The organism is Oceanobacillus sp. FSL K6-0127 (assembly GCF_037983385.1).
Classification (GTDB): Bacteria; Bacillota; Bacilli; order Bacillales; family Amphibacillaceae; genus Oceanobacillus; species Oceanobacillus profundus.
Window position 1 is genome coordinate 3,006,963 of record NZ_CP150287.1, and the last position, 13,616, is coordinate 3,020,578.

General features: G+C 37.1%; 13 protein-coding genes. All 13 read right to left on the minus strand.

The window, feature by feature from the left end:
* Nucleotides 1-15 precede the first annotated feature (15 nt).
* The 13 genes from dapG to rbfA all read right to left on the minus strand — a co-directional run bounded on the left by dapG (nt 16) and on the right by rbfA (nt 13,592).
* Nucleotides 16-1,248 (minus strand): aspartate kinase, encoded by a 1,233-nt coding sequence (gene dapG / locus MHH64_RS14920; RefSeq protein WP_095308728.1) that lies wholly within the window; start codon nt 1,246-1,248, stop codon nt 16-18.
* A gap of 118 nt (nt 1,249-1,366) precedes the next feature.
* Nucleotides 1,367-2,413, minus strand: a complete 1,047-nt coding sequence (locus MHH64_RS14925) for an aspartate-semialdehyde dehydrogenase (RefSeq protein ID WP_095308726.1) — start codon at nt 2,411-2,413, stop codon at nt 1,367-1,369.
* 51 nt (nt 2,414-2,464) lie between these two features.
* Entirely contained in the window at nt 2,465-3,070 is a 606-nt protein-coding gene (gene dpaB, locus MHH64_RS14930) for a dipicolinate synthase subunit B (RefSeq protein WP_095308724.1), read from the minus strand.
* On the minus strand, nt 3,067-3,951 hold the full coding sequence (gene dpaA, locus MHH64_RS14935; RefSeq protein ID WP_340001982.1) for a dipicolinic acid synthetase subunit A: 885 nt from the start codon (nt 3,949-3,951) through the stop codon (nt 3,067-3,069). The genes dpaB and dpaA overlap by 4 nt, the downstream gene beginning before the upstream one ends.
* A 212-nt stretch (nt 3,952-4,163) precedes the next feature.
* Entirely contained in the window at nt 4,164-5,003 is an 840-nt protein-coding gene (locus tag MHH64_RS14940) for a 3D domain-containing protein (protein WP_118888912.1), read from the minus strand.
* Between the two features lie 327 nt (nt 5,004-5,330).
* On the minus strand, nt 5,331-5,573 hold the full coding sequence (locus MHH64_RS14945; RefSeq protein WP_095308718.1) for a YlmC/YmxH family sporulation protein: 243 nt from the start codon (nt 5,571-5,573) through the stop codon (nt 5,331-5,333).
* Between the two features lie 382 nt (nt 5,574-5,955).
* Nucleotides 5,956-7,179: a pitrilysin family protein gene (locus MHH64_RS14950; protein WP_095308716.1), complete on the minus strand. Its 1,224-nt coding sequence runs from the start codon at nt 7,177-7,179 to the stop codon at nt 5,956-5,958.
* A gap of 118 nt (nt 7,180-7,297) precedes the next feature.
* Nucleotides 7,298-8,242 (minus strand): polysaccharide deacetylase family protein, encoded by a 945-nt coding sequence (locus tag MHH64_RS14955; protein ID WP_095308714.1) that lies wholly within the window; start codon nt 8,240-8,242, stop codon nt 7,298-7,300.
* Nucleotides 8,243-8,463: 221 nt separating this feature from the next.
* Nucleotides 8,464-10,575: a polyribonucleotide nucleotidyltransferase gene (locus tag MHH64_RS14960; protein WP_340001983.1), complete on the minus strand. Its 2,112-nt coding sequence runs from the start codon at nt 10,573-10,575 to the stop codon at nt 8,464-8,466.
* A 313-nt stretch (nt 10,576-10,888) separates the two neighbouring features.
* Nucleotides 10,889-11,158, minus strand: coding sequence for a 30S ribosomal protein S15 (gene rpsO / locus MHH64_RS14965; RefSeq protein ID WP_067730023.1), 270 nt, complete (start codon nt 11,156-11,158; stop codon nt 10,889-10,891).
* Nucleotides 11,159-11,304: 146 nt separating this feature from the next.
* Entirely contained in the window at nt 11,305-12,243 is a 939-nt protein-coding gene (locus tag MHH64_RS14970) for a bifunctional riboflavin kinase/FAD synthetase (protein WP_095308712.1), read from the minus strand.
* Between the two features lie 17 nt (nt 12,244-12,260).
* Nucleotides 12,261-13,160 (minus strand): tRNA pseudouridine(55) synthase TruB, encoded by a 900-nt coding sequence (gene truB / locus MHH64_RS14975; protein WP_095308710.1) that lies wholly within the window; start codon nt 13,158-13,160, stop codon nt 12,261-12,263.
* 87 nt (nt 13,161-13,247) lie between these two features.
* Complete coding sequence (rbfA, locus tag MHH64_RS14980; RefSeq protein WP_095308708.1) at nt 13,248-13,592, minus strand: 30S ribosome-binding factor RbfA; 345 nt, start codon at nt 13,590-13,592, stop codon at nt 13,248-13,250.
* Nucleotides 13,593-13,616 lie beyond the last annotated feature (24 nt).

Genomic DNA, 13,616 nt, shown 5'->3' on the forward strand with positions numbered 1-13,616 from the left:
AATTTGGTATCTTCTCTATCTTTGGAGTTCATTTATATGACTTAGCTCAAATACATCATGTAGTGCATTTACAGCTGTAATTAAATCAACTTGATGCACAAGAACCCAAATGGTTGTATGGCTATCGGCGGACTGTAATATTTGAACACCTGAATTCGTTAAAGCCTGAACGATTTTAGAAGCTACTCCTGGAACACCCGTCATTCCTGCCCCAACAGCCGAGACTTTCGCACAACCCTCTGTTACTTCTGGGTAGAATCCTAATACTTCCAAGATATGAACAGCTTTCTCAGTTAGTGCTTCAGGAACCGTGTAAACAACACCTGTTGGAGATATATTGATAAAATCAACTGAAATACCTGCTTCAGCCATTGACTTAAAGACTTCAGACTGTAATCGATAGGCTGATTCCTTTGTTTTTACTTTGATTTGAGTAATGGAGGACATATGAGCAATTCCAGTAATCATTCGATCTGGTATATCTACACCCATTTCAAGTACTCTTGATGAAGTAACCAACGTGCCTAGATCTTCAGAGTACGTTGATCTTATTCGCATCGGAATTTTCCCTTGCATCGCGATTTCCACTGCGCGGGGATGAATAACCTTTGCACCTTGATATGCTAAATTACATATCTCCGTATATGTGACGATTTTAAGTTGACGTGCGCTCTTAACTACACGGGGATCTGCAGTCATAATGCCATTTACGTCAGTAAAAATCTCAATTCGCTCTGCATCAAGTGCGACTCCTAGTGCAGCTGCAGTTGTATCGCTGCCCCCACGACCAATCGTTGTAATCTCACCAGCATAGCTTTGACCTTGAAAGCCTGCAACAACAACAACATCATGCGTTTCAAATTCTTTTAAAATACGTGTTGGATTTACTTCTTTAATACGTGCTTTATTGAAATCCTCTGACGTTAAAAAGCCTGCTTGTGATCCAGTTAATGCAGTTGCTGATATGCTGAATTTTTGAAGCTCATTTGAAAGTACAACAGCAGAAATTATTTCTCCACAAGACATTAGGAGATCCAATTCTCGGGCGGAGTTTTGATTACGCGGGTAATCAACTAGCCCTAATAGCGTATCTGTAGCATATGGATCCGGCTTTCTTCCTAAAGCGGAAACAACAACAACTAATTTATAACCTTTTATTAAAGCCTCTTTAATATGTTTCATTACATACTCTCTATTTTCTTCTGATTGAACAGAAGTTCCGCCAAATTTTTGAACCAATATTTGCATGATCACACCTCTATTATTACCAAATACCGGATACTTAGGAGGTCATAAACAGAAGGAACTGTATTTACATACAGATTCCCTCAATTGGTTTCGATTTAAACATTGAAATTATGACCTCTTAAAGCCAATTATTTTTTATTAAAGATTGGGCAATTTGAACCGTGTTAAGAGCAGCGCCTTTAAGAAGATTGTCAGATACGACCCAAAGATGGAATCCTTTGGCATTATCGATATCTTTACGAACGCGGCCAACAAAGACCTCTTCTTTATCTGCAGCACTTAACGGTGTTGGATATGTCTGTGTTTTGGGATTGTCTTCAAGTTCCACTCCATCAGCATTCTCAAGTTGTTTCCAAATATCCTCAACACGAACATTCTCTTGCTCGATTTCTATATAAATACTTTCTGCATGGGAGGTAAAGAATGGAAGCCTTACACATGTAGCAGCTACAGATAGTTCCGTATCATGCAGAATTTTTTTTGTTTCATTAATCATCTTCATTTCTTCAAACGTATACCCATTCTCTTCGAATATATCGATTTGAGGCAGAGCATTAAATGCAATTGGATAATGTCTCTCATCACCTGAAACAGGAAGTAAGTTTGCTTCCATTTTTTCATCATTCAGGTATTGTGCCGATTGAGTCTTTAGCTCTTCAACCGCTTGCGCTCCTGCACCCGATACTGCTTGATACGTAGAAACAATAATACGATTAATTCCATAAGCATCCTTTATCGGCTTTAATGCAGCAACCATTTGAATAGTTGAACAATTCGGATTAGCAATAATTCCGTTATGCTTCGCTATATCTTCATTGTTTACTTCCGGCACAACAAGTGGCACATTTTCTTCCATTCGAAATGCACTTGTATTATCAATTACAACTGCCCCACGCTTAACTGCTTCTGGTGCAAGTGCCTTGGATATTGAGCCTCCAGCTGAGAATAAAGCAATATCCACATCTTCAAAACTTTCCGGCTTCGCTTCTTCAATTGTAACCTCATTATTGTTAAATACTACCTTTTTACCTGCAGACCTTTTAGATGAGAGCAATTTAATTCTATTTATTGGGAAATTTTTCTCCTCTAATAATTGCATGATTTTCTGTCCTACTGCCCCTGTTGCTCCTACTACTGCGACATTAAATGCTGTTTTCTGTACCATTTACAATAACTCCCTCCAAAATCGAATATATCTTTTTTATCTTATAGCATTTTATTTTACCATATTTTCATCCATATAAGGAATAATAAGTGGTTGAAGTTGTTTTCCGTTTAATGCGTATTTCACACTATCTACAAGGTAATCTAATTTAGCTGCTAATGAGTTTGGTTTTTTAAACGGGTCATCTTGACCAAAGGGAATAAAATAAATATATTTACTGTTTAATAGCCGCATTAAGTTTATCCCATTTAACCCAAGTGCATCATTGGTCGTTACACCGAGTAAAACCGGATTTTGATTTCTCATTGTTGACTTAGCTGCCATTAAAACTGGGTTATCAGTTAATGCATTCGAAAGCTTACTTAACGAATTTCCTGTAAGTGGTGCGATTACCATACAATCAAGCGGATTTTTCGGTCCAAACGGCTCAGCTTCCGGAATTGTTTTGACTACTTTTTTCCCTGTGATAGCCTCAAGTCTTTCAATATGCTCTGTTGCTTTACCAAATTTCGTATCGGTGGTTTGAACCGTGTAGGATACAATTGGAATAACTTCTGCCTGCTCCTCGATGAGCTTCTCAATCTGCGGGAAAACCTGACTATGTGTATGATGGGATCCAGTTAAACCGAATCCAATTCGTTTCCCTGCTAAACTCATTCGGACTCCCTCGTTTCATCAAGAATCTGTGTTATAACATTCGCAAGTATTTTCCCAGCTGTTCTTGGGGCAACAATTCCAGGTAAGCTTCTCGCTAGAATTGCTTTGATTCCACGTTTTTCTGCAAAATCAAAATCCGTTCCACCAGGTTTGGATGCTAAATCGATGATAATTCCATTTGGCGGCAAATTTTGGATTACATCCTTCGTTACAATCGGGGCTGGAATTGTATTAATAAGTAAATCACAGTCATGGGTATGATCAGAAAGCTTTTCCAACGGAATCGCATGTAATCCCATTTCGGTGATTCTAGCTAAATCTCTAATACTTCTTGCACATACCGAAACCTTCGCTCCCAAAGCTGAAAACTTATTTGCCACTGTATTCCCAACCCTGCCGAACCCGACTACAACAACACGTGACGAGTGGATTGTATAATCTGTTTCTTCAAAGGCCATCATTATTGCACCTTCTGCTGTAGGTATTGAATTATAAATTGCTACGTCATCCCTATCCAGTAACGGTACCAAATCAATATTTGCCGCCGTTGTAGCTGAAGTTAAATACTCATTTGTTATTCCGGTAAAAACCAGGGTATTGCTTTTTAATTTCTTAAACCACGACTTTTCTATTTGGATCTGTTTATCTGAAAATACAGTTTCGATATTTCCGGACATATCTGTACCAGTTATTGGTAATATAATTGCATCTAACTTAGACGGTTCGAGTTCTTCAAAGTCCATTTGATTTGATCCTGTAAATCCCTGTTCCAGTTTATCAAAGCCAACTAACATCAAAGTGGTATCAGGTAATGTCTTTAGTTGCCTGATTAATTCTAAATAGCGTGCGTCTCCGCCAATTACAGCTATAAATTGACTCATTATTATATAGACCCTCCAGACATACTTCCTGTTTTCATTTTCTTTATAGCTTATGTGAACTCGCAGTGAGAGTGATTGTCTGAATAAAAAAAGAAAGCAAAAAGACAGATATCCTTATACGATATCTGTCTACACCTTTATTTCAAACCTTTTCTAACAGCTTAATTGCCTTCTATGTTATGGAAAGCTCTCTTTTGTATGTTATTCTCTAATCATTCCAAAATCGTTACTTCCACTACTTTTCTTCCCCAGTTATACGCTTGATCCTTTGTAGGTACATGAATATCTATTTTATTACCTTTTATTGCTCCTCCAGTGTCAGCAGCTACTGCATGACCATAACCTTCTACGAAAACCTTCGTACCGAGTGGAATAACATTTGGATCAACCGCAATCACCTTCTCATAAGGATTTGCTTTTAAATCAATACCTGTAGCTGTAATTCCTGAGCATCCAGAGCAATATGCAGTGTAAGCAGTTGCTTCAACTGAAATTGTTTTGCCATTCGGCTGTGTTGATTCGGATTCAGCGGTAGAATTGACCTCTTCTTCTGCTTCCAGCGTTACAACTTCATCTTCCGTTGCCTCTTCTGTTTCATTCTCTGGCACTGATTCTGCCTCTTTCATTTCAATTGTTGAGTCGGCATTTGCTTGTTCGGCTGCCACTTGTTCCGTGTTCAACTCACTAGCATCATTAACAACCAACTGCTGCCCAATGATGATTAAATCTGAATTAAGATTATTCCATGCCTTCAAATTTTCAACTGTAACATCATCACCATAACCTCTACTAATTTCACCCAAACTATCTCCTTTTTCTACGATGTAATATTCTGGTTCTGCCTCATCCAACTTTAACATTTGCTTTGGATGAATCAGCGAAGAATCCAATTCATTAATATCCTTTAATTTTTCTACAGTCGTATTGTTATGATGTGCTATTGTCCAAAGGTTATCTCCTTTTTTAACTTCATAATCAGTTGCTGCCGACACTGTTGTCGCAGTTACACCTGTAATAATTAAACCAATAATTAGAGCTACTATCTTTTTCATTATGTAGTCCCCCTCGTTTTAATTACTGTAACGTAATCGTACCACGGGGACGGATTATGTGCGGTTACGGCTTGTTTAAGAGTATATGTCTTAAATTACAAATACAAGTTTTTTCGATTAATCGGTTCTATTTGCTCTATCACGTGCATACAATAGAGTAAGGGTAGCTATGGATAGAAGAATAGAAACACAAGCACTCAGTTTTAGAGAAGTTATAATTAGAAGTCTCTTTACGTCTTTTAGTGCCTTGTGGCTGTTTCGGCTGCTCAGTACGCTAAACAAAAACAGGCATCATCTATTTGATACCTGCTCTTGCAACACAACTAACTATTCTAGCTTATCTGTTTCAATCATAATCATATCTTCTCCGATTTTCTTAATTGAGTTCCAGCGGATCTTCGTTTCTTCTCCTTCTTTTACAAGTCCAAACCACTTATAATTTGGAATAATAAATGCTTCTATCTGTCCAGTTGATTCATCGATTTCCAAATCTGTCTGCCCAAGCATGCCTAATCTTGTACCCTCATTGACATTGATTATTTCTTTATCACCCATATCACGAAACCGCATCTAATCACCTTCTCCTTTTCCTTTATACTTCATATATATGTTGTTTGAAGCAAGCTATGTATGATCATGTAGATGTTTAAAACATCATTCTTTCTATCTGGGATTAGGCGATCTAGTGGAAAACGGCAACTAATAATAAAAGAATATAACGGAAGAAAAATGTGAGTAGAATCTGGATTGGACAGAAAATTAATGACTCTATTGTCATTACACAGTATGTTTATAATAAAAACGAGCATTCCTCCTCTCACGGGGGAAATGCTCGTTTGAAAGACGTAAATTCACAAAAATTCTCGCTCAATAAGTAAATACATCTTACGTTTCATAGTAGCTTACTATGTCTCATGTATAGCTTAGAAAAATTCTCACATGTTCGAATAGCTTAAAGAACACTGGCAGGTGCGATTAATGCAGTTGAAGCTGGTTTATTAAATATTTTTTTGATAACTTTCCCAATAGAATCGTGATTCACTGCGTCAATTTCACGAATAATTTCATCTAGTGTGCGATGACGTTGTAATAACAATTCATTTCTGCCATTTCTTGACATTCTACTATTGGTGCTCTCTAAACCAAGCATTAAACTGCCTTTTAATTGCTCTTTGCTGTTTCGTAGTTCCTTATCGGTTAAACCTTTATTTATCAATATCTCCATTGTTTGATTAATTGTATCCTTTAATAAAGAAAGCTGTTCCTTGCCAGTACCCGCATAAATTGTAAGCAAACCATTATCAAGGAAAGTGGAATGATAAGAGAATACAGAGTACGCTAATCCTTGTTTTTCACGGACATCCTGGAATAATCTGGAGCTCATACTTCCACCAAGTACATTATTCATTATAATAAGGCTATAAATATGTTCGTCCCCTAATGGAAGCCCTTCAAAACCGAAACAAAGATGTGCTTGCTCCGTGTCCTTATTGCGCTCAATAGAATTTGCATAGAAAGCTGGTTTTAAAATTTTTGTTTTCTCTGCTGGTGATTCATATGCACCAAAGTAATCCTCAATCTTATAAATGAAGGAATCATCCACATTACCCGCTACGGAAACCACCACATTTTCAGGAGTGTAGCGTTGTTTTACATACTCTCTTAATGTTTCTGGCTTAAATGATTTTAAATGTGCTTCTGTCCCAAGAATGGAATACCCTAATGGATGATCTCCATAAGAAGCCTTTGCCAACAAATCATGGACAATATCATCTGGCGTATCTTCATACATTTTGATTTCTTCAAATACAACTTTTTTCTCGCGTTCCATTTCCGCTTCATCAAATGTTGAATTGAAGAACATATCTGCAAGAATTTCTAACGCATAATCCTTATGTGTATCCAATACTTTTGCATAAAAACACGTATATTCTTTGGATGTGAATGCATTTATTTGCCCGCCGATGGAATCAAACGCTTCTGCGATGTCTTGAGCAGTTCTTGTTTTTGTACCTTTAAAAAACATATGCTCTAAAAAATGGGATATCCCATTATTTTCAACTGATTCATTTCTAGAACCAGTTAATACCCAAATACCAATCGTAACTGAACGAACTGCTGGTATTTTTTCTAACACAATTCGCACACCATTTTTACTAATGTGTTTATCTATCAATATTCTTCCTCCTAAAGTAACGAGATCTATCAAAGGAGCGAAACATCATAACACTCCAGGACTAATTTATCGCTTTGGCATTTCCCTGTTTAAGCACCAAAACGTGAAAACCAACGCCTTACCTTTCTTCACTAAGCAGCATGTCAATTGTTCCTAATCTGTAACCACTTTCTCTTACTAATTGAATTAGCTGTTCTAATCCATTTGCTGTGGCAGGTGTAGGGTGCATCAATATTGTAGCACCAGGGTGAATTTTATCCTTCACCCGGTTAATCATAACAGAAACTGATGGATTCTTCCAATCAATCGTATCCACTGTCCAGAGAATCGTTTCCATATTTAAATCTTCTGCAGAATAGACAACTTGGTCATTATAACTTCCACTAGGCGGGGCAAACCATTTTGCCTTCTTACCAGTAATAGCAGTTAGAATCTGGTTTGTTTGACTTATTTGATCAATCATCGCTTGATTAGAAAGTCTAGCCATATCAGGATGATTATAAGCATGGTTACCAATGACATGACCTTGTTCATCTATCATCTTTACGATTTCTGAATTCTGTTGTGCCCATTTACCTTCAATAAAAAAAGTAGCCTTAACTTGATTTTCCTTCAATATGCGAAGCATTTCCGGTATATGCTCTTCACCCCAAGACACATTTATGAAAAAGGCCACCATATCCTTCTCTGGATGACCACGATATATAGGCGAGCCATCGAGATCCATAAGGCTAACTTCTGGAGATATTTGATCAAATACGAGCTTTGACTCATCGAATATTCCAGTTTCTTTCATCTTTTCATAAGATTTTTCGATGTTTACTTCTAAACCATTTCGACCTGCAGTTTTTTTCCAAACTCGATCAATATAAGCATCTTGTGGCTTCACTGAATATAATTCTTTCTTTTCTTGTATTTCCTGGTATAAAGCATCTTTTTGGTTAATCACTTGAGATCCCATTGCAGCTAAATTTATAGTAAATGGATTATAATCGACTTGAAATGCTGTCGCTAAAATTAATAAAAAGACACAAAGATTTACATATTTACGATAGCTTCTCATAGACACCCCTCCCCTTACATTTCTATGCAAAAGTGGGACAAGTATGAAAAAATAAATCTCGAAAAAGCGAACTCTTAAATAGAAAGAAGCATATCGCCATTATTTTTGCGTACACTTAACGTGGTGAGGTACTTATTAGTTTAACCACTATCCATCAAATAATAATGCTAGAATATAAAAAAAGAAACTGAAATCTCAGCTTCCTTCTTTTACAATTATCTTTATTTTGCTTTTTCTGCTCTTTCCTTTTCTTCTAGCAGTACAGCTTTACGGGAAAGATTTACTCGACCTTGGCGATCAATTTCTTTTACTTTTACCATAATCTGATCACCAATCGATACGGCGTCTTCGACTTTATTGGTACGTTCTTCCGCTAGTTCAGATATATGGACTAATCCATCTTTACCTTTAAATAGCTCTACAAAGGCACCAAATTTTTCAATACGTTTAACTGTACCTAAATACATTTGACCTACTTCTACCTCACGAACAAGATCTTCAATGATTTTTTTCGCTTTTTCATTCATAGAAGCATCTATAGATGAAATGAATACACTACCGTCTTGCTCGATATCAATTTTAACACCAGTTTCATCAATAATTTGATTAATCTGCTTACCGCTTGGTCCAATAACATCACGGATTTTATTCGGGTTAATAGACATGGTTAAAATTTTCGGCGCGAATTCAGAGAGCTCTGTTTTTGGTTCACCGATTGTAGCAAGCATGGAATCTAAAATCTGCATACGTCCTTTTTTAGCTTGGGTTAATGCTTCTTCTAAAATTTCTCTAGATAAGCCTTCAATTTTAATATCCATTTGCAATGCTGTAATTCCTTCTGCTGTTCCGGCAACTTTAAAGTCCATATCTCCCAAAGCGTCTTCCATTCCTTGGATATCTGTCAAAATTGTGTAGTCTTCTCCTGATTTAACAAGTCCCATTGCAATTCCAGCAACTGGTGCCTTAATTGGTACACCGGCATCCATCATCGCTAACGTACTAGCACAAATACTTGCTTGGGAAGTAGAACCATTCGATTCTAAAACCTCGGATACGAGACGAATCGTATAAGGGAAATCTTTATCTGAAGGAACAACTTTTTCAAGTGCTCGTTCACCTAATGCACCATGACCTATTTCACGACGACCAGGTCCTCTAATTGGGCCAGTTTCTCCAACGCTGTATTGTGGGAAGTTATAATGATGCATAAAGCGTTTCGTCTCTTCTAGATCTAAACCATCTAAGATTTGTACGTCACCTAAAGCTCCTAATGTACAAATACTAAGCGCTTGGGTTTGTCCACGTGTAAACAATCCTGAACCATGCGTTCTTGGAAGGACATGAATACGTGAAGAAAGCGGACGAATTTCATCTGGCTTACGACCGTCTGGACGAACTTTTTCTTTCGTAATCAGTCTACGCACTTCTTCCTTTACCATTTTATCTAAAATGTTCTTCACCTGTTTAATTTCCTCAGGCTCAGCCTCTTCATATGCCGCTAACACCTCTTGTTTTACTTCGTTAATGGCATCTTCTCTTGCATGCTTTTCTTGTACTTGAATTGCAGCAATTAGCTTATCCTTTGCATCTGCTTCAATTTTGGCTTGCAGAGCTTCATCTAGTTCAAATAAGGTAATCTCTGATTTTTCTACGCCAGCAGCTTTAACGATTTGCTCTTGAAATGCAACAAGACGTTTAATCTCCTCATGACCAAACATGATCGCCTCTAGCATTACTTCTTCCGGTACTTCATTTGCCCCAGCCTCTACCATGTTGATCGCATCTTTTGTACCTGCAACCGTTAATTCAATGTCGCTCTGCGCTTCTTGCTCAACAGTTGGATTAATAATAAATTCACCATTTACTCTACCTACATGAACACCTGCAATTGGTTCAGCAAACGGGATATTCGAAACGCTTAGTGCAATCGATGATCCAACCATTGCTGCAATTTCAGATGAACAATCCTGATCCACACTCATAACTGTACTGATCACTTGAACTTCATTTCTGAAGCCATCTGGGAAAAGTGGACGAATTGGACGGTCAATTAAACGAGATGCTAAGATTGCCTTCTCGCTCGGACGTCCCTCACGTTTAATAAATCCTCCTGGAATTTTACCTACCGCATATAATCGTTCTTCATAGTTAACGGTTAAAGGGAAAAAAGGTAAATCCTTAGGTTCTTTCGATGCAGTGGCAACAGCTAGTACCGAAGTATCGCCATAATGAACCATACATGCACCATTCGCTTGCTTTGCTAGTTCTCCAATTTCTACTGTGAATTTCTTACCAGAAATTTCAGTAGAGAAGACTTGTTTTTCTTCAGCCATTAGTCGTAGTGCTCCTTTCAATACAACTTTCCTTATAAGCATTATTAATAGATATCATCCTATAAATAGGTTTCCTCCTTTAGAATAAACTAAAGATGTTAAGGAATCAAATGCGAGAAAGCACTTGATATACTAGAAGAATCCCTATTTATACTATGTTTAGCTTTATGTAATCTAAATAGTCAATAATAGGTAAATTAAGAAATATAACCAAACCCTATTATACATATACTATTACTATTCATGTAGCTTGACATGTAAAAATACAACTTTGAATGAATAGAAAAAGCAGGATTTCTCCTGCTTTTTAAAATTATCGGCGTAAGCCAAGTTTTTTAATTAATTCACGGTAACGAGTAACGTCTTTGTTACGTAGATAAGTAAGCAAGTTACGACGTTTACCAACCATTTTCAAAAGACCACGACGTGAATGATGATCCTTTTTGTGAACACGTAAATGTTCGTTCAGCGCATTGATATCTTCCGTTAGTACAGCAATTTGTACTTCTGGAGAACCAGTATCTGTTTCGTGAACTTTGTATTCATTAATAATCTCGTTCTTACGTTCTTGTGTGATAGCCATTTGGCGCACCTCCTAATAAAATATAATAACCCCAGTCTCCTAGCAAACGTCGGAGTTACGATTTGCCAAGGGATGGTTTTACCTTACTAAGCATAACGCTTCCGCAAGAAAAAATCAAGTGTTCAAGCTAGTTTCTTTCATAAATATTAGTCCGAAAAATAGTCACGAATATTCTTCTCGTCTAGCTCTATCTGCGCAATTAATGCTTCAGCATTATCAAATTTCACTTCTTCTCGAATATATTTATGCCATTCAACCTGTAATTCTTCGCCATATAGATCATTGCTATAATCGAAAATATTAACCTCGACTGATAAATCTTTCCTGTCAGCTGTAAAAGTCGGGTTCGTACCAATACTCGCCATGCCTTCATATACTTCATTCTTATACATGACACAAACAGCATAGATTCCGGGTTTTGGCAGCAACACTTCTGCGTGCAGTTCCAAATTGGCTGTAGGATAACCTAGCTCTCGTCCTCTTTGGGCCCCTTTAATCACAATTCCACTAAATTTCAGCGGGTGGCCTAGTAAATGATTTGCCTCATCTACTAACCCATTTTGCAGTAATTTACGGATTCTTGTAGAGCTTACCTTTTCATCATTGGATATTATTTTATCAATTATTGTATAACTGAATTGTCCACGAGTAAACTCTTCAATATTTTCCATATTACCTTGCCCTTTATGACCAAATGAATAATCAAAACCACCTACTAGGTGTTTTATATTAAGTCCTATAATAAAATGGTCAATAAAAGCTTGTGGTGATAATTTTGATAGCTCTTGATTAAATTGAATAATATATACCCGATCCACCTGAAGCTTTTGCAATAACTCCTGCTTTTCCTTCATCGGGGTAATATATTGTACACGCTCTGTCCCCTTTTTTAAAACGACTGACGGATGTGGATGAAATGTAATAACAGCACTTTCCATATTTCTAGCTTTCGCTTCATCGACAGCTGTTTGAATCACTTGTTGATGTCCTCGGTGAATACCATCAAAAAAGCCAATTGCACAAACTGTCTCCGGCAATTCCCCTAACGCTAATGTATGCGGGTAGGTTAATTCAATTGTTCTCATACTTTTTCACCTGCACTTTATGATCTTTCACTGAAAACGCGAACAGGTTTTATTTGTTCAGCTTTATCAGGATGATGTTGATAGATTGCTAATAATTCATTGTGATGCATTACGACAAAAGGATCTTCGAGCTCAGTATCCTTTGGTTTAGCTAGTTTTTGTCCATTCATTACTTTCCGTTTCGTCTCCTCATTAACATATAGCCGATTCAAATGAGAAAGTCCGTCTATAATTGGGTGTAACAAACGATTCTGTTCGTTCTGTTCAACCGCCTCTTCTATCATAGCAAATGAAATTGCATTTTTCTCGGAAAATGTCCCAGTTTTAGTTCGGACAAGTGCAGACATATGTGCAGGATATCCAAGCTTTGCCCCAATATCAACACAAAGCGTTCTAATGTACGTTCCTTTAGAACAAACTACTTTTAAACGAATTGTATGAGCTATCGGATCAATTGACAGTCTTTCAATTTCGTAAATTGTAACTTTGCGCTTTGGACGTTCTACTGTTTCATTTGCTCGAGCATACTCGTATAGCTTTCTTCCATTCACTTTTACAGCAGAATACATCGGTGGGATTTGCGTAATTTCACCTGAAAAATCTTTAAGTGTCTGATTAATTATCGATTCAGCTGGAAATTCCATTACTTCTTTTTGATCAACGATGCTTCCGTGCGCATCTTCTGTGTCTGTTGCAAACCCAAGCTTCACTTCAGCAATATACGTTTTTTTTGTATCCGTAAGGAAGGGAACAATTTTCGTAGCTTGTCCTATACAAATTGGTAATATGCCTTCCACTTCTGGATCAAGTGTACCTGTGTGACCCACTTTCTTTGTTTTAAAATACCTTCTACATTTCATAACACAATCATGAGATGTATACCCTTTTGGCTTCCATAATGGTAAAATGCCTTCCACTGTACTAGCCTCCACTAACTTCTTTGTATGTATTCGAATATGGGAAAATCTGACCTGTTTCTAAGTGGACAGGTCAGATTTCGAGAATTATTCTTTATTTAAGTCTTTTAAAATGGAATCAATTCGATTTCCATACTCGAATGCTTCATCAAATTCAAATGTAAGTTCTGGTGTTTTACGTAGACGAATGCGACTACCAATTTCAGAACGGATAAATCCCTTTGCTTTTGCTAAACCAAGCAAAGTATCCTGTTTTTGTTTCTCATCACCTAATACAGAAATAAAAGCCTTTGCTTGTTGGAGATCACCCGTTACTTCTACGTCTGTTACTGTAACAAAACCAACTCTAGGATCTTTAATCTTTCTTGCTAGAATGTCACTTAATTCTTTTTTCATTTGTTCAGCTATTCTGTTTGCTCTTAATTCAGCCATTTTATTCACCTCTAGAATAACGTG